The organism is Kitasatospora sp. NPDC056446, assembly GCF_042796115.1.
Classification (GTDB): Bacteria; Actinomycetota; Actinomycetes; order Streptomycetales; family Streptomycetaceae; genus Kitasatospora.
In genome coordinates, this window is the sequence record NZ_JBHTRF010000026.1 from 61,792 (window position 1) to 86,798 (window position 25,007).

Here is a 25,007-nt window from a genome sequence, read left to right on the forward strand (position 1 = left end):
GCGCAAGTCCCTTCCGTTCCTCGATCGAATCTGACAGCATCGTCCGCTATCCGGCGACCGATTGCCGGTGGTCAATGCGCCGCTGTGCTCTCCATGTGTCCATCTGAGGCCGATTTGTGCCTGGATCGGATCAATGGACGGGGCCGCGGACGCTACCGGGGACGTGATCCGGGGGAGGAACTTGATGCTCGGCTTCGTCGTGCGCCGACTGCGCGGACGACTGCCGCTGGCTGCTGCCGTCCTGCTGACAGTACTGATCACCACGGCGGTACTCACCGCCTTGGTGACGTTCAACAGCGGTGTCGGTCAGGCCGGTTTGCGGCAGGCGCTCCAGGGCCCCGGTCATGCCCGGACCACCGTGGTGGTGGCCGGGGAACACGGGGCGGACCAGCGGGACAAGGACGAGGCGGCACTGGCCGCCTACCGGCAGAAGCTCTTCGGGGACCTGCCCGTCCGCACCGACGGCATGCAGCGCAGCCGCTCCTACGGCCTGCCGGCCGCAGGGGGGACGGCGGCCGCGGCCGGGACGTCCCCGTCCGCCGAGTCCGCCGGGGCGAAGGTCGACCTGACGGTCCTCGCCGACGTCGACCGCGGCCGTGCCCGGCTGGTCGCCGGCGCCTGGCCGGGCACCGTCTCCGGGCCCGTCGGGTCCGCCGCCCCGGAGGCCGCGGTCCCGCCGACCCTGCTGGCCCGGCTCGGTCTGACCGAGCAGGCCCTGCCCGCCGAGGTGCGGATCGCCGACCGGACCGACGGCAAGCCGCTGACCGTCCGGGTCACCGGCGTCTACCGGGCCGCCGACCCGTTCGACCCGTACTGGCGCGTCGACCCGATCAGCGGCCACGAGATGCTGGTCGGCGGCTTCACCACCTTCGGCCCGATGATGGTCGACGGGAGCGCCTTCACGGCGGGCGGCCTGCCGCAGAGCAGCCGCGCCTGGCTCCTCGACGCCGACTTCGCCGGCGTCGACCAGGACACGGCCGAGGCCGTCGGCGACCGCTCCCAGGGGCTGTCCGACGAGCTGCGGAGGACCGCCTCGCTCGGTGTGACGACGGAACTCCCGAACGTCATCGGCGAGTTGTCGGCCAGTCTGATGGTCGCCCGGTCCACCCTGCTGATCGGCGCCCTCCAACTCGCCGTGCTCGCCGCCGCGGCCCTGCTCCTGGTCGTCCGGCTGATCTCGACCCGGCAGGAGCGGGAGAACGAGCTGCTCGCCGCCCGCGGCGCCTCCGGCGCCCGGCTCGGCGGCTTCACCGCCCTGGAACTGGTGCTGCTGGCCCTTCCGGCCGCGGTGTTCGCGCCGCTGCTGACCCCGTTCCTGGTCCGCGTCCTGGCCGGCCTCGGCCGCTCCCACCAGGTGGCCCTGGACACCCGCATCGGCTGGACGCTCTGGCCGGTGGCCCTGATCGCCTCCCTCGCCTGCATCCTGCTGGCCGCCGTGCCCAGCGTGCTGCGCGGCGCCGGTGCGGCCCTGCGCCGCAGGAGCGGGCGCCGCCAGGCCGTGGTCTCCGGCATCGCGCGCAGCGGCGGCGACGTCGCCGTCCTGGTGCTGGCCGCACTGGCCTACCAGCAGCTCGACCAGTACGGCGGCGGGCTCTCCACCGACTCCTCCGGCCGGCTCGGCGTCGACCTGCTGCTGGTCGCCACCCCCACCCTGGCGCTCTGCGCGGGCACCCTGGTGGTGCTGCGGCTGCTGCCGTTCGCCGCCCGGCTCGGTGCCCGGGTGGCCGCCCGCGGCCGCGGCCTCGGCCCGGCGATGGTCGGCTGGCAGCTGGCCCGTCAGCCCGCCCGGGCCACCGGCCCGGTGCTGCTGCTCGTCATGGCCGTGGCCACCGGCGTGCTCGCCCTCGGCCAGCACGCCACCTGGACCGCCTCCCAGCGCGACCAGGCGGCCTTCGGCACGGCCGGCGGCCTGCGGATATCCGGCGCGAACAGTGCCGTGATGGGCCAGGCCGGCCGCTTCGGCGCCCTGCCCGGCGGCGACCGGCTGATCCCGGTGGCACGCGAGGAGCAGATGCTGCCCACCGGTTCCGGGCAGGTGCTCGCCCTGGACACCGCGGCCTTCGCCGACCGCGTCCCGGTCCGCGACGACCTGCTCGGCGGGCATTCCCGTACGGCGCTGTTCTCGCCGCTCGCCCAGCCCGTGGCCGCCGCGTCGGCGGGCGTGCCGCTGCCCGGCCACCCGCTGCGGATCGACGCCGAGCTCTCCGTCCGCGAGGTCTTCGACAGCGCGGTCGTCCGGGCCGGCGGCAGCGTGGTGGCCCCCTTCCCGCCCGAGGTGACGCTCCTGCTGAAGGACCGCTTCGGCTACATCCACAAGGTGCCGTTCGCCGACGTCCCGATCAGCGGTGACGTGCACGCCTCCGCCCGGCTGAGCGGCCTGGTCGACGCCCCGATGGGCTCCGCCGCCGCGCCGCTGACGGTGGTCGGCGCCACGGTGTCCTACAGCGACCGCGCGAGCGGCACGGTCACCCTCCGCGGCCTGGCGGTCTCCGACAGCGCCGACGGCCCGGCGACCGCCGTCCCGCTGCCGGCCGGGCTCTCCTGGAAGGCCGAAACGCCCGGCGCCATGCCGGGCAAGCACGCCCCGGCCGGGCCCCTGGCCACCGCCAAGTCCGAACCGGCCGACACCGACCGGCTGCTCTCCGTCGACCACGTCTTCGCGGACGGCAACGGAAACGCCATCCGGGCCGTCCTCCTCCCGGTCGGGGAGACCCCGCCGACGGTCCTGTCCGGCGTCGCCACCCAGGACTACCTCAAGCTCGTCGGCGCCTCGGTCGGCCAGACCGTGAAGGTGCCGTTCTCCGGGGTCGTCCTCCAGGTCAAGATCACCGGGGCGGTCGAGGCCCTGCCGGTGGCCGGGCGCAGCGGACTGGTCGTCGACCTCCCCGCCGCCGCGCGGCTGCTGGCCGCCCAGGGCCGCTCGCTGTCCGCCCACGCCGAGTGGTGGCTGCCCGCCACCGGCCCCGGCGACCGCACCCCGGCCGAGGCCGCCGCCGTGCTGCGGGCCGAACCCGGCTCCCAGCAGGTCCAGCTCTACGACGAGGTCTCCGAAGGGCTCCTAGGCGACCCGGTCGGCGCCGCCCCACAGAGCGCGCTGATGGCCATCGCGGTCGCCACCGCGCTGCTCGCGGCGATCGGCTTCGGCGCCGCCGTGGCCGGCTCCGCCCGCCAGCGGACCCAGGACTCGGCCCTGCTGCTCGCCCTGGGCGCGCCCCGCCGGGTCGTCACCCGGGCCACGACCGCCGAGTACGGCCTGCTGGTCGCCCTCGGCGGAGCGGTCGGCGTCGCCCTCGGCACCCTGCTCGTCCACCTGATCGTGCCGTTCATGGTGCTGACCCCCGCCGCCCGCCGCCCGCTGCCCGAGGCGCTGATCCACCTGCCGGTGGGCCAGGTGCTCCTGTTCACCGCGGCGATCGCCGTCGTCCCGCTGCTGTCGGCCTTCCTCGTCGGCCGCGGCCGACGAAACGTGGCCGCCAGGTTGCGCCTCGTGGAGGAGATGTGACCACCCAGGCCGGCACCACCGTGCCCGACCCCCATCCCGTCCGGCGCCCCGCGCCCTGGGTCCGCACCCGGCTGCGCGCCAGTCCGTCGGCCGCGCTGCTGATGGCGGCCCTGGCGTTCGTCACGGTCTTCCTGGCGGCGGCCTTCCCCCGCGTCGCCGACCGGGGCGCGGACGCGGCGCTCCGCGACTACGTGGAGCAGCGGGGCCTCAGCGCGACCAGCATGCAGACCAGTTCGCGCACCCGGCCGGAGGACACCGCCGGTGACCTGGACGCCGTCCAGCAGCAGCTCACCCAGCGCATCGGCCGCAAGCTGCCGCTGACCGAGGCCAACCAGGCCTACGGTGCCCGTACGACCGGCTTCGGCAACATGAACAACCGGAACTACGCCAGGCTGTCCGACAACGCCTCCCCGAAGCTCTCCCTGGTCTACCTGCACGGCCTCGCCGACCGGGTGACGCTGACCGAGGGGACGTGGCCGGCCGCGGTCGACGTCGACAGCGGCCCGCTGCCGATCATCGTCAGCCAGCGGGCAGCCGAGACCATCGGCATCAAGCTCGGCGACCTCGTCGAGAACGGCGCCGACGGCACCGGCAAGCGGCTGAACAGCGTGGTGAGCGGCTTCTACAAGGTCAACGACCCGCTGGACCCGTTCTGGGCCGACCTCAACTGCCCGGCCCGGGCGTGCCTCGAACTCGGCCCCATGGGCAGCAACTTCTGGAAGACCACCGGCTTCATCGACGGCGGCAGCCTGAAGGAGCTGTCCGGCTGGGGCTGGACCGTCGAGGACTTCTGGCGGCTGCCCATCGACACCGCGTCGCTGCGCGCCGACCGGCTGGACGAGACGCGCAGCACCCTCAGCTCCTTCCTGACCGGGCCCGGCGCCACCGAACTGGCCTACGCGACCCACCGCTCCGACCTGCACACCGGCTCGTACCTGTCCGACATCCTCACCCGGGCGGACGAGCGGTACCAGGCCTCGCTCCCGTTGAGCGCGATCGGCCCGGCCGGTGTCGCGGGCGTCGCGGTGGTCGTGCTGTTCCTGGCCGCCGCCCTGAGCACGGACCGGCGCACCGCCGAGATCCGGCTGCTCCAGGCCCGCGGCGGCTCGCGCGCGGGGGTGCTGCGGCGGCTGCTCGGCGAGGGCGCGGCGACCGTCCTGCCCGGCGCCGTGCTCGGGACGGCGCTCGCGCTGGTGCTGCTGCCCACCCCCCGGTGGGAGTACGCGGTGCCGGCGGGCCTCGTCGCGGGCCTGATCGCCCTGCTGGCCTTCCCGGCCCGGGCCGCCCTGCTCTGGGCCCGCCCGCGGGCGGCGGGCGGGCGGCGCCGGCTGGTCGGCGAACTCGCCTTCCTGGCCGTTACCGTGGCCGCCGTGGCCGAGGTCCGTCGGCGCGGCGTCGGCACCGGCGCCGCCGGGGTGGATCCGCTGCTGGTGGCCGCTCCGCTGCTGCTCGCGGTCACCGGCGGCCTGCTGCTGGCCCGGATCGAGCCGTTGCTGGTGGGCCGGCTCGCCGCGCTCGCCGGCCGGGGCCGCGGACTGGTGGGCTTCCTCGGCCTGGCCCGGGCGGCCCGCGACACCTCGGGCCGTCGGCGGCCCTCCGCCCTGCCGTTGCTCGCCCTCCTGATCGCCGTCACCACGACCGGCTTCGGCGCCACCGTGCTGACCACCGTCGACCACAGCCGCACCCGCGCCGCGCGGATCACGACCGGCGGCGACATCGGCATCGCCATCCCGGACTACGCCACACTGCCCGAGACCTTCACCAAGGCGGCCGGCGAACTGCCGGGGGCCCGCGCCTCGACCGGGGTCTGGGTGGAGCCCAAGTCCCTGTTCATCGGCGCCGACAAGGAGTACACCAAGGCGATCCTCGTGGTCGCCGAGCCGAACGCGTACGCCGAGATCGCCCGCACCCTCGGGGTCGGCGAGTTCGACCCGGCGAAGCTGGCCGCCGCCCCCGGCGGCCCGGACAGCCCGGTGCCCGCGCTGTTCAGCCGCGACCTGGCCAAGCGCCTGGGCGCGGGCGACCCCAAGGTGCGCACCCCCAACGGCAGCGAACTGCGCACCACCGTCGCCGGGACGGTTGCCGCGACCCCGGCCCTGCCCGACCCGGGCCTGCCGTTCGTCGTGGTGGCGGCCGGCCCCGCCGCGGAACGCATGCCGGAGCTCAAGCGGATGAACAAGTGGCTCGCCGTCGGCGACCTCGACCCCGACCAGGTCAGGACGGTCCTGCGGGAACAGGGCCTGACCCAGCCGACCGGCATCGCCAAGCTCGTCTCGGACGAGGCGGCCGCCGCGGGCAAGAGCACCCACGGGCTGCCCTCGGGGTACACGGTGCACAGCAGCCGGGAGACGGCCGCCGCGCTCGCGGACGACCCGCTGCAGCACGCCGCCGGGCGGCTGTTCTGGTACGCGGCGGCGGCCGGCGCCGGGTTCGCCCTGCTCGCCGTGCTGCTGACGCTGTTCCGGGCCGCGCCCGACCGCACGGCCGTCCTCGCCAGGCTGCGGACGATGGGCCTGCGGCCCCGGCAGGGTCTGGCGCTGATCGTCACCGAGGCGCTGCCGCAGACCCTGGCGGCGGCCGTCGGCGGCGGCCTGGTCGCCCTGGCGGCGGTCGCACTGCTGGGCGGAGCGTTCGACATCTCGACCCTGGTCGGCGCCAGGGTCGGCGACGCGCTGGCACCGGCGCTGATGCCGGTGCTGCTGCCCACGGTGGGGCTGGCCCTGCTGGTCGGCCTGGTCGTGGTGCTGGAGACGCTGATCGCCGGCCGGCGCCAGATCGCCACCGAACTGCGAGCGGGGGAGCAGCAATGACGCGGAAACCGGACGTAGCAGCCGTGACAGCGGTGAGGACCGCCGGGACAGTGGAGAACGGCGAGATGGCGCGCACAGTCGAGACAGGAGACCAGCGGTGAAGAGCATCCCCCAGGAGCGGACGGTCGTCGAGGCCCCCAGCCTCCAGGAGCTCCGGCAGCGGGCCCTGGCAGCCGCCTCGCCCAAGGCGTACGGCGAGGGCGCGGCCATCGTCTGCGACCGGCTGGTCCGGATCTTCAGCGCCGAGGGCGTCGAGGTCCAGGCCCTCCAGGGCCTGGAGCTGACCATCGACCAGGGCGACCTGGTCGCCCTGGTCGGGGCCTCCGGCAGCGGCAAGTCCACCCTGCTGACCATCCTGGCCGGGCTGGACGTGCCGACCGCCGGCACCGCCACCGTGGCGGGCTGCGACCTGCTGGAGATGTCCGTCAAGGAGCGGCTGCGCTACCGGCGCGAGGTGGTCGGCTTCATCTGGCAGCAGACCGCCCGCAACCTGCTGCCGTTCCTCACCGCCGCCGAGAACATCGCCCTGCCCATGCAGCTGCGCGGCCGTCGGGCGGGCACCGGCGGCGCGAAGCGCCAGATGGCCCGGGTGGCCGAGCTGATGGAGGCGCTGGAGATCGGGGAGCTCGCCCACCGGCGCCCCGACGAGCTCTCCGGCGGTCAGCAGCAGCGGGTGGCGATCGCGGTGGCGATGGCCAACAACCCGCCGGTGCTGCTCGCCGACGAGCCCACCGGCGAGCTGGACTCCGAGACCGCCGGGGTGATCTTCGAGTCCTTCCGCACCGTCAACCGGGAACTCGGCGCCACCGTGGTCATCGTCACCCACGACCCGATGGTCGCGGGCGAGGTGCGCCGCACGGTCGCCATCCGGGACGGGCGGACCAGCAGCGAGGTGCTGCGCCGCACCGTGACGGACGAGCACGGCGAGGAGTCGGTCAACGAGCGCGAGTACGTGATGCTGGACCGCACCGGGCGGGTGCAGCTGCCGGTCAAGTTCCTGGAGGCGCTGGGGATGGAGCACCGGGTGGCGGTCGACCTCGCGGCCGACCACATCGAGGTCCGCCCGGACGACATCGGGGGGAACTGAGCCGGTTCCGGGGGGTGGGCGGGGTCAGCTGTCGCCGCCCATCCGCTGGAAGAGGCCGCTGCCCTCGGCGTCCGACCGGAGGTCGGGCGGCCGCTCCTCCCCGGCGCGGTCGCCGTGGTCGCCGCGGTCGGCCCGGGACGTGGCGGTGCAGAGGGCGAAGACGAGCAGGGCACTGGCCGCCACGGCGAGGATGCCCAGTGCGGTCAGGACGCGTAGCCAGGTCAAGGGAGTGCCTCCTGGGGACGGTGCGGGGAACGCTGCCGGGGATGTATCGGCAGGCGGGCCCGCACGGTCGAGTGCCCACGGACGGTTCTTCCCGCCGGGTGGCGCGCGAGAGGTCGCCCGCGTGGGCGCTCGAAGCACTGGCAGGGCGCGTCACACTCCCTCGCACGCCCCTGCGGTGGCGGCGGGCCGCCCGGCGCCGTGGCGGGTGGACCGGTCGGCGGCCCGGTCGGCTGACCGGGCCGTGGTGCGGCCGTCGGGCACGAGCGCGCGCAGCGCGCCGAGGTCCGGCTTGCCGAGGCCGTTCAGCGGGATCGCGGGCAGCAGGAGGAGCGTGTCCGGCGCGCACCGCGGGCAGCCGTGCTCCCGGCTCCAGCGGCGCAGCTGCTCCGCCGTCGTCCGCGAGCCCGACTCCAGGGCCACCACGGCGTGCACGCGCTCCAGCCGGTCCGGGTCGGTGGTCGTGAACATCACCGCGTCCCGGACGTCCGGGTGGGCGCGCAACGGCTCCTCGACCTCGCGGGGGAACACATTGTGCCCCTCGACGATCGCCATCGGGTCCCGCCGCCCGAGCACCGTCAGATAGCCCGCCGCGTCCAGACTGCCCAGGTCACCGGTGTGCAGCCACCCCTCCCGCAGCACCCGCCCGGTCAGCTCCGGATCGCGCCAGTAGCCGGCCATCGCGGTCGGCGTGCGGACGCAGACCTCGCCGGTCCGGCCCGGCGGCAGCGGCACGCCCTCCTCGTCCAGCACCCGGACCTCCGTGTCCGGGTACGGCCGGCCGGCGGTGGTCAGCAGCCGAGGGTCCAGGTGCTCGTCCGGGCCCAGCCGGGAGACCGGACCGCACTCCGTCAGGCTGTAGGTCTGGTGCAGCACCCGGCCCAGCCGCCGGGTCGCCTCGGCCAGCCGCCGCGGCGAGGGCGGGCAGCCCGTGTAGCCGATCCGCCGCAGGCTGCCGGTGTCGGTCGCGGACAGCAGCGGATGGTCCAGCAGCCGGTACAGCAGGTGCGGCGGCAGGTACATCCGGGAGACCCGGTACCGCTCGACCGCCGCCAGCACGGCCCCGGCGTCGAACCCGTCCTGGAGCACCACCGTGCCGCCCGCCGCCAGCGCCAGGTCCGCCGTCGTGCCGCCGCCGTGGCACAGCGGGGTGCACAGGAGGAACGTCGACCCTGACGGCAGCGGCGGGCGCGGCGGCCGGGCGAAGCGGCGCAGCACCCCCTTCGGGCGACCGGTGGTGCCGCCGGTGAACCGCACCGCCATCACGTCCTCGGGCCGGTAGCGGGGTTCGAGCGGGGCCGGCGAGCAGGCCGCGGCGAGCTCCAGGAGGTCCTCCCCGAGCCCTGGCCCTGGCCCTGATCCTGAGCCGGGCCAGGGCCCTCGCGGCGCCGGGCCGAGGGAGAACAGCGCGGCGCCGGGCAGGGCCCGCGCGATCCCGGCCGCCGCCGCCGAACAGCGCAGGGGGTCGAAGAGCAGCGCCGACGTCCCGGCGAACTCCGCCAGCGCCACCTGCTCCGCGACCGGCCCGTCCGGGTACGGCATCGCCACCCGGCAGCCCAGCAGGTTCGCCGCCGACCGTGCCAGCAGCGCCTCCGGCCGGTTCCCGGCCAGCACCGTCACCCCGTCCCCGCGCCCGAGACCGGCCCGCTCCAGGGCCCGGGCGATCCGGTACACCGCGTCCAGGCAGTCCTGCCCGGTCAGCGTGCCCTCCGCCGAGCGGATCGCCACCCGCCCGGGGTCGCGCGCCAGCCCGTCCAGCACCAGCGCGGTGTACGTCGGACCCGCATCCGCCATGGCCTGCCTCCTGTCTGACGGCTCGTCAGCCTAGTGGACCGGCGGCCGTGCGACGGCACGGCGGCCGCCCCGGGCCCCACGGGCCCCAGGCCGGCGCGGCGCGGGCCCGGCGCGGTTGTTAGGGTTCCCGGTCGGACGTGAACGGGGGGCCGGTGGGCGGCAGCGTGGACGCGGTGGTGGCGCCGTGCGGGGTGGTCGACCTCCGGGGTGCGGCCGGATCCGCCTTCGACGTGGCCTACCCGGCCGACGCCGTGGTGGTGGTGTCCGGGCTGCCGGGCGCCGGGAAGAGCACCCTGCTGCGCCGGTGGTCCGGGGCGGCGGTGCGCGCGGTGGACCCGCGGACGGTGCACGAGGCCTGCGAGGCGGTGATGCCGGCGGGCCTGCCGTACGCCGTGTACCGGCCGTGGGCGCGGCTGGAGCACTTCCGGCTGTTGCGCGCCTCGGTCCGGCGCGGCGGTCCGCTGCTGGTGCACGACTGCGGCAGCCGCGCCTGGATGCGGCGCCGGCTCGCCCGGGAGGCGGGCCGCCGGGGCCGCGAACTGCACCTGGTGCTGCTGGACGTCGGCACGGCCACCGCGCTGGACGGCCAGCGGGCCCGCGGCCGGCACGCCTCCGCCCGGGTGTTCGCACGCCACCACCGGGGCCTGGAGCGCCTGTTGGCCGCCTTCACCCGGTACGTACGGTCCGGCGGGCCGATGCCGACGCCCGAAGCCGCGTCCGTCCTGCTGCTGGACGCCGTCTCCCGCTCCCGGGCCGCCTCGGCGCGGTTCGGACCGGACCCCCGGGCCTGAGGCCCCCACGCCCGGGCCGGTGCCGTGCTGGTGCCGTTGCCGGTGTACGTGATCACCACAACACCCGCGGCACGGCCCGGCACTGCCAGACTGGGGCCAGCAGAGTCCGACACGGAGAGAGGCCACATCCCGCATGCCCAGCAGCGCTGCCGTCGACAACCCGTGGTTCCGCCGGTTCAACCCGTCCCACTCCGCGCCCGTCCGGGTCGTGATCTTCCCGCACGCCGGAGGTTCGGCCAGCTACTACCTGGAGTACGCCAACGCGCTGGCGCCGCACGCCGACGTGCTCGCCGTCCAGTACCCCGGCCGGCAGAACCGGTTCATGGAGCCGCCGATCGACTCGGTGGAGGAACTGGCCGACCGGCTCGCCCTGGAGCTGCGGGACTGGGCGGACCGGCCGCTCGTCTTCTTCGGCCACAGCATGGGCGCCGCCGTCGCCTTCGAGACCGCCCGGCGCCTGGAGCGCGACGGGGACAAGGGGCCCGAGCGGCTGTTCGTCTCTGCCGGGCGGGCGCCCTCGCTGCCCCGGGACAGCGCGATGCACAAGCTCCCGGACGACGAACTGCTCGCCGAGATCGTCGGCCTCGGCGGCACGGACGAGCGGATCCTGACCATCCCCGCCCTGCGCGAGCTGGTGCTGCCCGCCCTGCGGGCCGACTACACCGCCATCGAGACCTACCGCTGCGCCCCGGGCGCGACCGTGTCGGTGCCGATCACCGGCCTGGTCGGCGAGGAGGACCCGAACGCCACCGCCGAACAGGTCGCCCAGTGGGACCGGCACACCTCCGGCCCCTTCGACCTGCGGGTCTTCCCCGGCGGGCACTTCTACCTGGCCGACCGGACCGACGAGGTCGTCCGACTGCTCGCCACCCACCTGGGCGGCTGAGCCCGGTCGGCCGGTGGCCGCACCGCCCGGCCGGTGGTCGCCTCCGGCGTCCGCACCGGTGACCGGGACCGCCTGCTGGGCTACTGTGCCTGCTTGACGAGCCGTCAGCAGACCGTCAGTAGACCACCGGGAGGCAGCGTGCGCCGGATCGCCGTCGTCGGAGCGGGCCAGGCCGGCCTGCAGCTCGCGCTGGGCCTGGTGGCCGACGGGTACCGGGTGACGCTGGTCGCCGAGCGCACCCCGGAACAGGTGCGCGGCGGGCGGGTGCTCTCCACCCAGGCGATGTTCGGCCCGGCCCTGCGGATCGAGGCGGCGGCCGGGCTGGACCTCTGGGCGGACCGGACGCCGTCGGTCTCCTCGGTCGAGGCGGTGCTGGCGGCGCCGCCCGCCGTCCGGGCGCTGGAGTTCACCATGACGCTCGACGAGCCCGCCCGCTCGGTCGACCAGCGGATCAAACTGGCCGCCTGGCTCGAACTGCTGGCCGAACGCGGCGCCCGGATCGAGTACCGCCAGCTGGACCGGGACGGGCTGTACGACCTGGCCCGCCGCCACGAGCTGACGGTGGTCGCGGCCGGCCGCGGCGGCCTCGCCGGGACCTTCGCCCGCGACGCTGCCCGCTCGCCCTTCGACCGGCCGCAGCGGACTCTGTCGTGCTTGTACGTCCACGGCGTCGGCTCGCCCGACCCGGCCGCCGGACCCCGGGCGCGGATGCACGCGCTGCCCGGCCTCGGCGAGCTGTACCTCCAGCCGGCGCTCACCCTGTCCGGCCCCTGCGCGATCCTGCTGTGGGAGGCGCTGCCCGGCGGCCCGCTCGACGCGTTCGGGGACGGGCCGCCGCCGGACGTCCAGCTGGCCCGGATCCGCGCGCTGCTGGGCGAGTACCTGCCCTGGGAGGCGGAGCTCTGGACCGGGGCCGAGCCGACCGACGCCGGGGCGGGGCTGTTCGGCGCGGTCACCCCGACGGTCCGGCGCGCGGTGGCCGAGCTGGGCTCGGGCGTGGACTCCGTCCACGTACTGGGCCTCGGCGACGCGGTGGTGGTGAACGACCCGATCACCGGCCAGGGCGCCAACAGCGCGGCGCGCGCGGCGGAGGCCTGTCGGAGGGCCGTCGTCGAGCACGGCGACGCCCCGTTCACCGCCGACTGGATGTGCCGCACCTCCGAGCGGTTCTGGCAGCAGCACGCCCGCCACACCGTCGAGTTCACCACCGCGATGCTGACCATGCCGGACCACCTCCAGGGCGTCTTCGCCGCCGCCGCCGAGCACGAGGAGGTCGCCCGCCGCCTCGCCAACACCTATGCCGAGCCGAGCGACCACGCCGCCTGGCTGGCCCGCCCCGAGCTGACCGCCGCCTACCTCGCCTCCCTGGAACCGGCGCGTTAGGCGCTGCCTGCCTGCCTGCCCGCTCCGCCGCCGCCGCCGGGCCACCGACCCCCGCCGGGCCCCCGGCCGGTGCCCGACCGGACGGGTTCCGCCGAATCCGGTCGTGTCCCTCGACTCGCCCCGCCGGGCGCGCTTTGATGTCGGACGCATCCGTCACAGGAGCAGGAGGTGGCCATGCCCGGGAACGGGGACACCCACGGGCCCGCGGACAGCGCGGACCCGGTGATCGAACTGCGGTCGCTCACCAAGCGGTACGGCGACACGGTCGGCATCGAGCGGCTCGACGTGTCGGTCGCGGCCGGGGAGGTGTTCGGCCTGCTCGGCCCCAACGGCGCGGGCAAGACCACCACCCTGCGCTGCCTGGTCGGCCTGCTCGGCCCCAGCGACGGGCAGGTGCGGGTGCTCGGCCTGGACCCGGTCGCCGACCACCGCCGGCTCGCCCCCTCCATCGGCTACCTGCCCGGCGAACTGCGCCTCTACCCCGAGCTCACCGGGCAGCAGACCCTCGACCTGCTCGCCGCCCTCCAGGGCGCCCCGGTGCCGCGCCGGGGCGAACTGTGCGAGCGGCTCAAGCTCTCCCGGGCCGACCTGGCACGCCCGGTGGGGCAGTACTCGCGCGGGATGAAGCAGAAGCTCGGGCTCGTCCAGTCCCTCCAGCACCGGCCCCCCGTGGTGGTGCTGGACGAGCCGAGCGAGGGCCTGGACCCGCTGGTCCAGGAGACCTTCTACGAACTGCTCGCCGAGGAGGCCGCGGCCGGACGGACCGTCCTGCTCTCCAGCCACGTGCTGCCCGAGGTGCAGCGCACCTGCGGCCGGGTCGCCATCGTGCGCCGCGGCCGGCTGGTGACCGTCCGCTCGGTCGCCGAACTGCGCGAGGCCCGGGCCCGCCGGGTCCGGCTGCTCTTCGCCGACGGGCTGGGCGCCCGGCCGCTCGGCGCCGCCGAACGCTGGTCCCCGCGCTGGGACGGCCGACGGGTCGAACTGCTGGTGCCCCCGGACGAGGTGGTCCCGGCCGTGCGCGCCCTGCTGGCCGACCTGCCGGTGGCCGACCTGACCGTGGAGGAGGCCGGCCTGGACGAGGCCTTCCTCGACCTCTACCGCTCGGACGACGACCACCGGCCGGACACCGAGGAGGGACCGTGACCCCCGGCACCGTCAGCCGCCGCCTCCCGCTGGTCTGGCTCGCCCTGCACCGCCGCCGCCGGATGCTGGTCTCGCTGCTCCTCGGCATCGTCGTCTTCGAGACCCTGATCGTGGTGATCGCCGGGACCATTCCGCCCGGTGACCTGTTCGGCACCGGCAGCCGCAACCCGCCCGGCGCGTTCCGGGCCTTCAGCGGCTCCAACGGCGACATCTCCATCGCCAGCTACCCCGGCCTGCTCGGCGCCGGGCTCACCCACCCGTTCTGGGTCGCCCTGCAGCTCACCGTGATCGGCTCACTCGGCGCCGCCGCCGTCGCGGCCGACGTCGAGTCCGGCACCATCGAACTGCTGATGACCCGCCCGGTGTCCCGGCGCCGCCTGCTCGCCGAACGGGCCGGCGCCCTGGTCCTCGCCTCGGTGCTGCTCAACGCGGCCGCCACCCTGACCGTCGCCCTCGGGGTCGCCTTCTCCCCGAAGCTGCGCGACGCCGTCCCGGTGACCGCCGTGCTCACCGCCGGACTGCTCGGCTGCGCCCTGGCGTTCTGCCTGACCGGGCCGGTCCTGGCGGTGTCCGCGCTCAGCCGGCGGCGGGCGTACGTGATCGGCGCGGCCGTCGCCTTCGGGGCGGTCGGCTACGCGCTGAACTTCGTCGCGCTCGCCTGGTCCCCGGCCCGGCCGCTGCGCTACCTCAGCCCGTTCCACTACTACGCGCCCGGCGACGTGCTGGGCCACGGCGGGGTGCCGTGGGCGTCGTTGGGGCTGCTGACCGGTGTCGGCCTGCTCGGGCTGCTGGCGGCGTTCCGGCTGCTGGAGCGGCGCGACCTGGCGATCTGACCCTCGCGCGGCCCGGGCCCGTCCCGAGAGACTCGTCCCGAGGGGTTCTTCCCGAGGGGTTCCTCCCGAGGGGCCGTTCGCGAAGGGCCGTTCGCGAAGGGCCCGGGCCTCAGCAGTCCCAGGCGACCGCCAGCAGGCGCTCGCGGACCAGCGCGACGTGCGGGTTGGTCGAGCCCGCCGGGCGCCGCACGAGGTAGGCCGTGTTGATCGGCGGGTCGGCCGGTTCGTGCAGCAACCGCAGTGCCCCGGAGGCGAGTTCGGCGCGGCACAGGTAGCCGGGCAGCACGCTCCAGCCCGCGCCCGCCGTCACCGCCACGAGCACCGCCCGCAGGTCCGGCACGGTGACCGCCGCCCGGGTGAGCAGGCGCCGGTCGAAGACGTGCCGCCAGTAGCGCCGGGCGATCGGCAGGTCCTCGGCGTAGCTGAGCAGCGGGACCTCCGCGAGCGCGTCGGGCAGGGCCCGTCCGGCCAGCCGCTCTGCCCACACCGGGGCCGCGACCAGGACGAACTCCTCGTCGGCCAGCGGCTCGGCGAGCAGTGTCCGGCCGCGCGGGCGCCGGGTGGCGACCACCAGGTCGTGCCGTCCGGCCCGCAGGTCCTCCAGCAGCGGATCGGTCAGCCCGGCGGTCACCCGCAGCTGCACCCCCTCGGCGACCAGCGGCGCCAGCTTCGCCAGCAGGGCGGTGCCGAGGAACTCCGCCGGTCCGGCGAGGTGGACCGGTTCCGGCACGCCGCCGTCCCGCCCGTCGGCGAGGTCCGCCAGCCGGTCCAGCGGCACCGCCAGGCGGGCGGCCAGGTCGTCGGCGTACGGCAGCGGGCTGACGCCGCGCGCCCGGCGATCGAACAGCTCCCGGTCCAGCCGCTGCTCCAGGGCGCGGATCTGCGCCGTCACCGTCGACTGGGACAGGCCCAGCTGGTGCGCGGCCGCCGTGAAGGACCCCGCGCGGTGCACGGCGAGGAAGGTCCGCAGGTGGTTGAGGTCCAGCGGGCCGGAGCCCAGCGGCAGCCGATCGCTCATCCCGCGAGCCTACGGGATCCCGATGGTTGGGCCGCCCGTGCGAGCCATCGGAATCCCGATGGGCGGCATCGCGTGGCCCATTGGTTCCCGCGGGTCCGCCGGGTCTAGCTTCGTCGGCGTGAGCGCCGCGGCAGGGCCGTCGCGGCGGGGACCGCACCATAGGAGGCATCCACCATGGCCGACATCCTGTTCGTCCTGACCGGAGCGGACGTCTGGACGCTGAACGACGGCACCGAGCACCCGACCGGCTTCTGGGCGGAGGAGGCCGTCGTCCCGTACCAGGCCCTCACCGCCGCCGGGCACCGGGTCACCGCCGCCACACCCGGTGGCGTCGTCCCGGTCGCCGACCGGGCCAGCCTGACCGACCCGGGTACGGCCGAGGCGCTGGAGGCCATCGCCGAGTTCCGCCGGCCGCTCGTCCTGGCCGAGGTCGATCCGGCCGACTACGACGCCGTCTTCTACCCCGGCGGCCACGGCCCGATGGAGGACCTGGCCGTCGACGCCGACTCGGGCCGGCTGCTCACCCGGGCACTGGCCTCCGGCCGCCCGCTCGGCGTGGTCTGCCACGGCCCGGCCGCACTGCTCGCGGCCCGGACCGAGGACGGCGGCTGGCCGTTCGCCGGGTACCGGATGACCGGCTTCACCGACGCCGAGGAGGTCCAGGCCGGACTGGCGGACCGGGCGCCCTGGCTGGTGCAGGACCGGCTGGTCGCCCTCGGCGCGGACTTCGAGGAGGGCGAGCCCTGGGCGCCGCACACGGTCGTCGACCGCAACCTGGTGACCGGTCAGAACCCGGCCTCCTCGGCGCTGGTGGCCGCCGAACTGCTGAAGCTGCTGGCGGCGGCGTAGCGGTCGTGCGCCGGGCCGGGCCGGGCCGTGGCCGGGAGCGGGACCGGCCGGAAGCGTCGGGGGCGCCCGCTCGGGCACGGGCTGCGAGGTGCCGCCCGTGCCCGGCGCGGGGCGTCTCCCGCCGCCCGGCGTCCGTCAGCGGAGGTCGAAGGCGGTCAGGGGTTGCCCCGCCCAGATCCGGTGGGCGGCCTGCTCGGGGTAGCGGACGGTCTCCGAGCGGGCGTCCAGGACCCGGGTGAGCTGCTCGTCCGGTTCGAAGGCGGGCCACCCCGGGTCGCCGGTGGTGGCGAAGCGGAGCCAGGCCTGCTGGAGTTCCTGCGAGACCCGGACCGCCTCGGGGGAGGGCGGGTCGCCGAGGAAGTTCCGTCCCGTGGGGCTGCTCAGGGTCCCGAACGCCAGTGGGAGGTCCAGGCCGTGGCAGGAGCCGAACGCGCCGCCCATGGCGGGGGCCGGGAGGGCGAGTTCGAACAGGTACGAGGTGCCGCCGGCCTCGGTGTTGGCCTCGGCCAGCCGGACCGACGGCATCCGGAAGAGGGCGTCGGAGCTGACCGCTTCGAGCAGGTCCGAGGGGGTGGCCGCGGGGTCGGCGGCGCGGTAGTCGTCCGGTCCTGACGGCGGCGGGGCGAACAGCTCCAGTGCGAGGCGGGCCTCCTCGTCGGTGAAGCTGCCGTGCCGGCCGCTGAGCACGCTGAACAGCCGGAACTCGTCGCGGGTGTGGCCGATGAGCAGGTCGATGCCCGGGACCCGGCCGGCGGCCAGGACGGACCAGGGCGCACCGGACAGGACCTCGCCGTCGACGACCGGGACGGTGGCGATGCCGGCCTGCGCGAGCCGGCCCCAGCGTGCGAGGTGTTCCGGCAGTGCGGTGCCGAGCCGGGTGACCGCCTCGGCGAGATGCCACGGGTCGACCTCGGCCAGCGCGGCGGCGGTCGGGGAGGTGCCGAGCAGCTTCGCCAGTTCGGCGGTGACCTCGGCGGCCAGGGCGGGGGTGCAGAGGGTGCCCGGGACGGTGTGCGCGACGGCGCGCCCGAACAGGCCGCGCGCCCCGTCCATGGTCAGGAGCGCGGCGACCGAGCCGGCGCCCGCGGACTGGCCGGCGACGGTCACCCGGTCCGGGTCGCCGCCGAACGCGGCGATGTTGCGCTGGACCCACTCCAGGGCGGCGACCTGGTCGAGGAAGCCCCGGTTGGCCGGTGCTCCCTCCAGGAGGGCGAAACCCTCCGCGCCCACGCGGTAGTTGAGGCTGACCACGACCAGCCCGCCGTGGGCGAGCCCGGCCCGGGTGAGCTCGACCGGGTCGTAGAGCGGGTCGCCGGAGGTCCCGGCCATGTAGCCGCCGCCGTGGATCCAGACCAGTACCGGCAGCCCGGTGCCGTCCGGGTGCGGTGTGCACACGTTGAGCGTCAGCCAGTCGGTGTCCTGGGACGGAGCCGCCTGGAGCGGGCCGGACTGCGGGACGGCGGGGCCGAACTCGAAGGCCTCGCGGACGCCGTCCCAGTGTTCGGGCGGGGCGGGGGCGGCGAAGCGGAGCGGTCCGACCGGGGGCTGGGCGTACCGGATGCCGCGGAAGACCGCGAGCCCGCGGTCCAGGAAGCCGCGGACGGTCCCCTCGGTGGTCTGGGCGGTGGGCTGCGTGAGCATGTGGACACTCCTCGCTCGGAAGTGCCTCCAGCGTTATAGGTCAGCTGTATTATGTCAAGCGTATGGAAAAGCGGTGCGGGGGCGGCGGCGCGGGACCGCCGTCGCCGGGGAATGTTCGGAGGAGTGGCACGCCATGCCCAAGCAAGTGGACCACCGGGAGCGCCGGGAGACCATCGCCCGCGCGCTGTGGCGGGTCGTGGAGCGGCGCGGCGCCACGCATCTGACCATGCGCGAGGTCGCCCAGGAGGCGGGCATCTCGCTCGGGCAGCTCCAGCACTACTTCGCCTCCCGGGCGGCGATGTTCTCCTTCGCCATGGACTTCGCCGGGGAGCTGACCACCGCCCGGGTCGGCCGGGCCCTGCGGGAGTTCGGCGAACCGCCGCGCCCGCGTGACGTGCTGCGGGTGCTGCTGGTCGAGATGCTGCCGCTGCACGCCGACTCGCGCGCGACCAGCCGGATGAGCGTCGCCTACGTCCTGGAGGCGCTCCACGACGAGGCGGTCCACGCGCGGGCCCGGGACGGGCTGCTCCAGGGGCGGGAGGCAGTCGAGCAGGTGGTCCGGCAGGCGATCGCCGACGGGCTGATCGCCGCCGACCGCGATCCGGTGGTGGAGACCGACCTGCTGCTCGCGCTCACCGGGTTCGCCACGCTGCTGGAGCTGGACGTGGTGGCGCCGGCGGCCGTGCTCACCGCCGTCGACCGGTACCTGGACCGGCTGTTCGCGGTGGGTGACGGGCCGGTGGCGGGGCCGGGCGACGCGCCCGGGGCGGGGACCGGGCCGGCGGCCGGGTAGCCGGCGTTCGCGGCGGCGGCCGAGGGCGGGGCCGGTCGGCGTCGGCGGTGGTGACGGCGTGGCAGGCTACCCGGGTAGCACCGCAGCCCCCGACCAGGAGCACCGCCATGGACCGACCCGCCGCCCTCCGCCTCGACGCCACCGCCTCCGGGCACCCGGCGGGCATCCTGGACGCCGCCGAACTGGCCGAGCGCCGGGGCATGGACCGGCTGGTCGTCGCCGAGACCGCGTACGACCCGTTCCTCCAACTCGCCCGCGCCGCCGACCGGACCTCGTCCATCGAGCTGGCCACCGGCATCGCGGTGGCCTTCGCCCGTACCCCGATGACGCTGGCCTACCAGGCCTGGGGGCTGCACGCGGCCTCCGGCGGACGGGCCGTCATCGGGCTCGGCTCTCAGGTCAAGCCGCACATCGAGAAGCGGTTCGGGATGCCCTGGGACCGTCCGGCCGCCCGGATGCGCGAGTACGTGCACGCGGTGCGGGCGATCTGGCAGAGCTGGCAGACCGGTGAACGCCTGCGCTTCCGGGGCGAGTTCTACGCCCACACGGTGATGACACCGGTCTTCTCGCCCGACCCCGTCCCGGCCGGGGTGCCGCGGATCCTGCTGGCGGGCGTCGGGCCGCTGATGACCCGGACGGCCGGGGCGGTGGCCGACGGCTTCCTCGCCCACCCGTTCTCCTCGACGGCCTACCTGGCCGAGCAGGTGCTGCCCGGCCTGCGCGAGGAGCGGGCCCGGGCCGAGGCGGAGGGGGCCGCGTGGACGGAGCGGCCGTTCGAGGTCGTCGGCAACGTGCTGACCGCCACCGGCCGCACCGAGGAGGAACTGGCGGCCAACCGGGCCGCGACGCGTGAGCGGCTGGCGTTCTACGCCTCCACGCCGGCCTACCGCCCGGTGCTGGCGCGGCACGGCTGGGAGGGCTTGCAGGAGGAACTGCACACCCACTCGGTGCGTGGACGCTGGGCGGAGATGGCCGCGCTGGTCGACGACGAGGTGTTCGACGCGTTCGCCGTGTCCGGCTCGGTCGAGGAGGTCGCCCGGGAGATCCGCCGCCGGTACGCGGGCCTGGTCACCCGGCTGTCCGTCAGCCTGCCCGAGGACGCCGACCCGGAGCTGGGGCTGGACGTCCTGGACGCGGTGCGCGCCCTGGACTGACCGGAACCGGGCGTCGTACGGGCACGGAGAGTCGCCAATCGAGCAGCAGATGATCAAGTCCAGGCAGATTCGGGCAATGGCTTTCCGGTTCGGAGGCCGGGCGGCAGGATCACGGGGGCAGACCAGCCGGGCGACGAGGCCATGGCGCTCCGGGCCTGTCATGTCTTGGCCACCCGGTCCCCGGTTTCCCGGCCCCGGTTCCGGGGCCGCTGGTTCCGTGGCTGTTGCTTCCCTGACCGTCCGCTGCCGATCGTGAGGGTGTCCGCGTGTCCGTGTCCGACGATCGTCCGGCCGACTACGACCTGGCGGAGAACTGGGACCCCGTCGAATCCGCCGGGCCCGACGAACTCGCCGACCCGGACGAGTTCCTGCGCGTCTGCGCCGAACTGACCGGCTTCGACGTGCCGGAGCTTCGCGCCACCGGCATGGCTCAGGAGCACCACCGCACCGTGCTCGCCCACCGGGTCCGCGACGAGCACGCCCTCGTCCACCTCTGGTACGTCGGCGCCTGGCCCGGCGAGGCGCCCAGCTCCGCCCGCGCCCACGACGAGGGCCTGGTCTGGCGGACCTTCCGGGCCGCACCACCCGGCGCCGCCGCCCCCGGCCACGGCAGCTGGGCCGAGGCTCCCCGGGGCGGGGCCGCACGGATCGACGTGCCGCCGCCCGGCACGCGGCCGGTGGACGCGCCACCGCTCGGCACGCCACCGCTCGGCACGTCGCAGGGCGGCACGCCGCCGGTCGACGCGCCCCGGGGAGGAGAGGCCCGATGAACGCGCGCTGGGACGCCGTCGTCGTCGGCGCCGGCTTCGCCGGGACACTCGTCGCCCACCGCCTCGGCGCACAGGGCTGGCGGGTGCTCGTCCTGGAGGCCGGCCGGGCCGCACCCACCGGCGCCGAGGCCTCCGCCGCCCACCGCGCGGCTGGCGGCGGACCGCCCACCTCGCCCTACCCGCACAGCCCCGAGGCGCCGTCACCCGACGTCACCGACCTCACCGGACTGCCGGACGGCGGCTTCACCGCCACCGGACACCTCGGCCAGTACGGGCCGCTGCCCTACGCCAGCGGCTACCTGCGCGCCAACGGCGGCACCGGACTGCTCTGGACCGGGCTCGCCCCGCGCATGCACCCCGAGGACTTCCGCACCGGCGACCTCGGCCACGGCCGCAACTGGCCGATCGGCTACCACGACCTGGAACCGCACTACCGCGCCGCCGAACACGAACTCGGCGTCGCCGCCGACGCCGAGGAACAGCGCACCGCCGTCGGCCTGCCCATCCCGGACGACTACGCCTTCCCGATGCGCGGCATCCCGGCCAGCTTCCTCGACCGGCAGCTCGCCGACGCCCTCGACGGCCGGAGCGTCCGCGACCCCGCCGTACCCGGCCCCGCCCGGCTCGCCGTCACCGCCACCCCGCACGCCCGCAACGGGATCCCGACCCGCCCCGGCTCCGCCGACGGACCGCTCTGCGCGGGCAGCTCCGGCTGCGTCCCGGCCTGCCCGACCGGTGCCAAGTACACCCCGCTGCGCACCCAGGCCCGCTGGGCGGCGGGCGTGGAGCTGCGCACCGGGGCGGTTGTCGCCAGGGTGCTCGCCGACCCGGAGACCGGGCGGGCCGGGGGAGTCGAGTACCTGTCGGGCGGCGCCGTCCACCGGGTGGAGGCGGACCTGGTGGTGCTCGCCGCGCACGCCATCGAGAACGCCCGGCTGCTGCTGCTCTCCGGTCTGGCCAACCGCAGCGACCAGGTCGGCCGCAACCTGATGGACCACCCGGCCCTGCTCACCTGGGGCCTGATGCCCCGCCCGGTCGGCCCCTACCGGGGGCCCGGCTCCACCAGCGGCCTGGAGGCCTTCCGCTTCGGCCCGGGCCGCGACCGCCGGGCGCCGTTCCGGATCGAGATCGGCAACTGGGGCTGGTCCTGGGCCGGCGGAGCCCCCGAGGCCGAGGCCGCCGCGATGCTCGCCGCCGGACTGCGCGGCAAGGAACTGCGCGAGCGCCTCGGCGACCGGCTCGGCCGCCAGTTCTCGCTCCAGTTCGAACTGGAGCAGCCCGCCGACCCGGGCAACCGCGTCACCCTCGACCCGGACCGGCGCGACCCGCTCGGACTGCCGAGCCCGGCCGTCCGCTACGACCTGTCCGAGTACGTCCGCGAGGGCATGGCCTCCGCGCGGGCCGTCTCCGACCAGCTCTTCGCCCTGCTGGGCGCCGAGGACCACACCGCCTACCCGGCGGGCGCCTGGCCGGGCCGGCTGGAGCACCGGGGCGCCGTCCACGGCTACCGGGGCGCGGGCCACGCCGGCGGCACCCACATCATGGGCGACTCTCCCGCCACCTCCGTGGTCGACCACTGGCAGCGCTGCTGGGACCACCCCAACCTGTACGCCGTCGGCTGCGGTTCGATGCCCTCGCTCGGCACCTCCAACCCCTCGCTCACCATGGCCGCCCTGGCGCTGCGCAGTGCCGAACGGATGCACCTGGACCTGCTGGCGCTGCACCGCCCGGCGGCCGTGACGCCGCCGGAGGCCGTGCGGTCCCCGGAAGCCGTGCAGTCCCCGGGGGCGGTCCCGCGCCCGGCCACCTCCCGTACCCCCGAAGCCCCTTCGTCCTCGGAGTCCTCATGACCGGCCTGCCGCTGCCGCCCGTACCGGAGCCGTACCACCTGCCCTTCCACTACGGCGCGCTGCACAACATCGGTGTCGACTACCTGGTCGATCGCGAGCGGGCACGCGAAGTGCTCGGCAAGCGCCACCCCGGGCTGACCGTCGCCGCCTTCGACGGCGGGGCCTGCGTCTCGCTCAACTACCAGCTCTACTTCGCCCAGTACCCGAACGGCGGTGGCATCACCGAGGAGCTGGAGATCAACCTGGTCGCCCACCCGGTGTTCGCCGAGGACCGGATCCCGGCGGTCGACTACGGCCAGTACGCCCGGGGTCACGACCAGACCAAGGTGCTCGGCATCGCCCGGCTGCACGTCCTCTGCGACAACCCGCTGGCCATCGACGCCGGGCGCCGGCTCTACGCCGAACCCAAGCACCCCGGCTGGTTCGAGACCACGCTGCCCTCGCTCAACGCGCCTGCCGTACGCGAACGCTGGTCCGTCTCCTGCCGCCGGGCCACCCTCGGTCCCGACGGGCTGCGCCGCCACGACGAGGAGCTCCTCGCCCTGGACGTGAACCTCACCGGCCTCACCCCCGAAGCGGTCAACAACACCCCGATCACCGGCTACGGGACCGACGACGAGGGCAAGCTGCTGGCCGGTCCGCTCAACGTGTACCAGCCCTACCGCTACTACGCCCTGGACGGCCACACCGCCGAACGCGTCCGGCTCGACCTCGGCAACCCCGCCGAGGAGTCCGCCCGCGACCTCGCCCACCTGATCGCCGACGCCCCGGCAGCCGGGGTCTGGACCTACCAGTCCCCGCCCGTCGCCGCCCACAACCGCGCCTACTACGTGCGCTGACGGTCCGTCCGCCACCCCCGGGCAGGTGCCGTCGTCGACCGGGACCCCACCCCTGCTAGGGTCATGCCCCGACATGGACGAGATGAACGACACGATCGAGCCCAGCGGTACCGACGGCACCGGTGTCACCGACGGCACCGGCGTCACCGACGGCATCAGTGATGCCGAGGCGCTCAGGAACCTGCACGACGGCGGGGACTACCGCCGCCTGGCCGAGCGGACCGCGGACCCGGCGGTGCTGCGCCGACTGGCCCAGGCCGAGTACCCGTTCGTCTGGCACGCGATCGTCCGCAACGCCGCCGTGCCCGCCGATCTGCTGGCCGAGCTGTCCGTCCGGCGCCACACCACCTGGAACGACAACTACCTGCTCCGACTGCTCGCCGCCCACCCCGCCCTCACCGGCCCGGCCCTGGACGACCTGGTCGTCCTGGTGGCCGCCCGGCTGAGGGCGGGCGACCGCCCGTACCAGGCGGTGCTGGAGCTGGCCCGGCGGCCGGAGCTGACGGCCGAGCGGATGCGGTGGCTGGGACACCTGCCCGGGGCCTCGACCTGGCTGCGCCGGGGGATCACCCGGGCGCTGGCGGAGCGCCCGGACCGGTGAGCGCGCCCGGCGCCTGCCGGCCGGCCCGGGCCGGCGGCGTCGCCGGAGCCGTCGGTGTCGCCAGTGCCGACGGTGCCGATCGTTCGCGGGACCAGCGGCCGGCCAGGACCGTGCCGACCACCAGCTGGAGTTGGTGGTAGAGCATCAGCGGCAGCACCAGCAGCCCCGCCGCCGGTCCGAACAGGACGGAGGCCATCGGCAGGCCGCCGGCCAGACTCTTCTGTGAACCGCACAGCACCGCCGCGATCCGGGCCGGGCGGTCGAGCCCCAGCAGTCGCGCGCCGAGCCCGGCGGCCGCCAGGGTGACGGCGAGCAGGGCGAGCAGCACGGCGAGGAGCCCGAGCAGGGCGAGCGGCGTGGCCAGCTGCCAGATCCCCTGGGCCACCGCCGCGCTGAACGCCGTGTAGACGACGAGCAGGATCGAGCCGCGGTCGACCGGGGTCAGCACCCGTTTGTGACGGGTCAGGAGCCCGCCGATCCACGGTCGCAGCACCTGCCCGAGCAGGAACGGTGCCAGCAGCTGGAGCCCGATCCGCAGCAGCCCGTCGGCGGACAGCGCGGTCGGCGAGCCCAGCAGCCAGGCCGCCAGCAGCGGGGTGAGCACCAGCCCCGCCAGGCTGGAGTACGTGCCCGCGCAGATCGCCGCCGGTACGTCGCCCCCGGCGGCGCCGGTGAGCGCCACCGAGGACTGCACCGTCGAGGGGACCAGGCAGAGGAACAGCACCCCGGTCTGCAACGGCCCGGTCAACGGGACCGGCGTGAGCAGCGCGGTGGCCAGGCCGAGCAGCGGGAAGAGGCCGAAGGTGGCCGTCAGCACCAGCCCGTGCAGCCGGAGGTGGCGCAGCCCGGCCAGCGTCTCGCGGGTGGAGAGGCGGGCGCCGTAGAGGAAGAACAGCAGCCCCACCGCGAGGTCGCAGGCCGCCTCGGCGATCCGCGCCGACCCGCCCGAGGCCGGGAACAGCGCGGCCAGGCCGACCGTCCCGGCCAGCGCCGCCATGTACGGATCGAGCCACCGCGGCCGGAGCCGGAGCCGGAGCCGGA

The 25,007-nt window shown here is 75.7% G+C and carries 20 protein-coding genes; 15 read left to right on the top strand and 5 right to left on the bottom strand.

Features of this window, described 5'->3' with window-relative positions; translation table 11 throughout:
• Positions 1-184 precede the first annotated feature (184 nt).
• From ACFQ6N_RS18410 to ACFQ6N_RS18420, 3 genes are all read left to right on the top strand, one after another.
• A complete protein-coding gene (locus ACFQ6N_RS18410) occupies positions 185-3,502 on the top strand; it encodes an FtsX-like permease family protein (protein ID WP_380650142.1) in 3,318 nt (1,105 codons plus the stop codon).
• On the top strand, positions 3,499-6,312 hold the full coding sequence (locus ACFQ6N_RS18415; protein ID WP_380650143.1) for a hypothetical protein: 2,814 nt from the start codon (positions 3,499-3,501) through the stop codon (positions 6,310-6,312). The genes ACFQ6N_RS18410 and ACFQ6N_RS18415 overlap by 4 nt, the downstream gene beginning before the upstream one ends.
• 97 nt (positions 6,313-6,409) lie before the next feature.
• Positions 6,410-7,399 carry an ABC transporter ATP-binding protein gene (locus tag ACFQ6N_RS18420; protein WP_380650144.1) on the top strand — a complete coding sequence of 330 codons (990 nt, stop codon included), beginning with the start codon at positions 6,410-6,412 and terminating at the stop codon, positions 7,397-7,399.
• 24 nt (positions 7,400-7,423) lie between these two features.
• On the opposite strand, the gene ACFQ6N_RS18425 is transcribed toward ACFQ6N_RS18420, so the two are convergent.
• Together ACFQ6N_RS18425 and ACFQ6N_RS18430 are read right to left on the bottom strand one after the other, a co-directional pair.
• On the bottom strand, positions 7,424-7,624 hold the full coding sequence (locus ACFQ6N_RS18425) for a hypothetical protein (protein WP_380650145.1): 201 nt from the start codon (positions 7,622-7,624) through the stop codon (positions 7,424-7,426).
• 150 nt (positions 7,625-7,774) lie between these two features.
• Positions 7,775-9,415, bottom strand: coding sequence for an AMP-binding protein (locus tag ACFQ6N_RS18430; RefSeq protein ID WP_380650146.1), 1,641 nt, complete (start codon positions 9,413-9,415; stop codon positions 7,775-7,777).
• A 152-nt stretch (positions 9,416-9,567) separates the two neighbouring features.
• Here ACFQ6N_RS18430 and ACFQ6N_RS18435 point away from each other — a divergent pair, with 152 nt between their 5' ends.
• From ACFQ6N_RS18435 to ACFQ6N_RS18455, 5 genes are all read left to right on the top strand, one after another.
• Positions 9,568-10,206, top strand: coding sequence for an AAA family ATPase (locus tag ACFQ6N_RS18435; protein WP_380650147.1), 639 nt, complete (start codon positions 9,568-9,570; stop codon positions 10,204-10,206).
• 133 nt (positions 10,207-10,339) lie between these two features.
• Positions 10,340-11,092 (top strand): thioesterase II family protein, encoded by a 753-nt coding sequence (locus tag ACFQ6N_RS18440; protein WP_380650148.1) that lies wholly within the window; start codon positions 10,340-10,342, stop codon positions 11,090-11,092.
• Between the two features lie 93 nt (positions 11,093-11,185).
• Entirely contained in the window at positions 11,186-12,475 is a 1,290-nt protein-coding gene (locus tag ACFQ6N_RS18445) for a styrene monooxygenase/indole monooxygenase family protein (protein ID WP_380650149.1), read from the top strand.
• A gap of 174 nt (positions 12,476-12,649) precedes the next feature.
• The gene (locus ACFQ6N_RS18450; RefSeq protein WP_380650150.1) at positions 12,650-13,618 is read left to right on the top strand and encodes an ABC transporter ATP-binding protein; all 969 of its coding nucleotides are present in this window, start codon (positions 12,650-12,652) and stop codon (positions 13,616-13,618) included.
• Entirely contained in the window at positions 13,615-14,451 is an 837-nt protein-coding gene (locus ACFQ6N_RS18455) for an ABC transporter permease subunit (protein WP_380650151.1), read from the top strand. Before ACFQ6N_RS18450 ends, ACFQ6N_RS18455 begins: the two co-directional genes overlap by 4 nt.
• Before the next feature lie 109 nt (positions 14,452-14,560).
• On the opposite strand, the gene ACFQ6N_RS18460 is transcribed toward ACFQ6N_RS18455, so the two are convergent.
• Positions 14,561-15,469 (bottom strand): LysR family transcriptional regulator, encoded by a 909-nt coding sequence (locus tag ACFQ6N_RS18460; protein WP_380650152.1) that lies wholly within the window; start codon positions 15,467-15,469, stop codon positions 14,561-14,563.
• 174 nt (positions 15,470-15,643) lie between these two features.
• On the opposite strand from ACFQ6N_RS18460, the gene ACFQ6N_RS18465 reads away from it, so the two are divergent.
• On the top strand, positions 15,644-16,318 hold the full coding sequence (locus tag ACFQ6N_RS18465; protein ID WP_380650153.1) for a type 1 glutamine amidotransferase domain-containing protein: 675 nt from the start codon (positions 15,644-15,646) through the stop codon (positions 16,316-16,318).
• A gap of 135 nt (positions 16,319-16,453) precedes the next feature.
• Here the strand turns inward: ACFQ6N_RS18465 and ACFQ6N_RS18470 are convergent, their stop codons facing one another.
• The gene (locus tag ACFQ6N_RS18470) at positions 16,454-17,959 is read right to left on the bottom strand and encodes a carboxylesterase/lipase family protein (protein WP_380650154.1); all 1,506 of its coding nucleotides are present in this window, start codon (positions 17,957-17,959) and stop codon (positions 16,454-16,456) included.
• A gap of 133 nt (positions 17,960-18,092) precedes the next feature.
• Between ACFQ6N_RS18470 and ACFQ6N_RS18475 the strand changes: the two genes are divergently transcribed.
• From ACFQ6N_RS18475 to ACFQ6N_RS18500, 6 genes are all read left to right on the top strand, one after another.
• A complete protein-coding gene (locus tag ACFQ6N_RS18475) occupies positions 18,093-18,752 on the top strand; it encodes a TetR/AcrR family transcriptional regulator (RefSeq protein ID WP_380650155.1) in 660 nt (219 codons plus the stop codon).
• Positions 18,753-18,859: 107 nt separating this feature from the next.
• Positions 18,860-19,906 carry a TIGR03617 family F420-dependent LLM class oxidoreductase gene (locus ACFQ6N_RS18480; RefSeq protein ID WP_380650156.1) on the top strand — a complete coding sequence of 349 codons (1,047 nt, stop codon included), beginning with the start codon at positions 18,860-18,862 and terminating at the stop codon, positions 19,904-19,906.
• A gap of 272 nt (positions 19,907-20,178) precedes the next feature.
• On the top strand, positions 20,179-20,676 hold the full coding sequence (locus ACFQ6N_RS18485) for a hypothetical protein (protein WP_380650157.1): 498 nt from the start codon (positions 20,179-20,181) through the stop codon (positions 20,674-20,676).
• Positions 20,673-22,526 (top strand): GMC family oxidoreductase, encoded by a 1,854-nt coding sequence (locus tag ACFQ6N_RS18490; protein WP_380650158.1) that lies wholly within the window; start codon positions 20,673-20,675, stop codon positions 22,524-22,526. Before ACFQ6N_RS18485 ends, ACFQ6N_RS18490 begins: the two co-directional genes overlap by 4 nt.
• Entirely contained in the window at positions 22,523-23,365 is an 843-nt protein-coding gene (locus ACFQ6N_RS18495; protein WP_380650159.1) for a hypothetical protein, read from the top strand. The genes ACFQ6N_RS18490 and ACFQ6N_RS18495 overlap by 4 nt, the downstream gene beginning before the upstream one ends.
• Before the next feature lie 82 nt (positions 23,366-23,447).
• Positions 23,448-23,966 carry a hypothetical protein gene (locus ACFQ6N_RS18500; RefSeq protein WP_380650160.1) on the top strand — a complete coding sequence of 173 codons (519 nt, stop codon included), beginning with the start codon at positions 23,448-23,450 and terminating at the stop codon, positions 23,964-23,966.
• Here the strand turns inward: ACFQ6N_RS18500 and ACFQ6N_RS18505 are convergent.
• Entirely contained in the window at positions 23,932-24,963 is a 1,032-nt protein-coding gene (locus ACFQ6N_RS18505; RefSeq protein ID WP_380650161.1) for a bile acid:sodium symporter family protein, read from the bottom strand. The genes ACFQ6N_RS18500 and ACFQ6N_RS18505 overlap by 35 nt on opposite strands.
• Between the last annotated feature and the right edge of the window lie 44 nt (positions 24,964-25,007).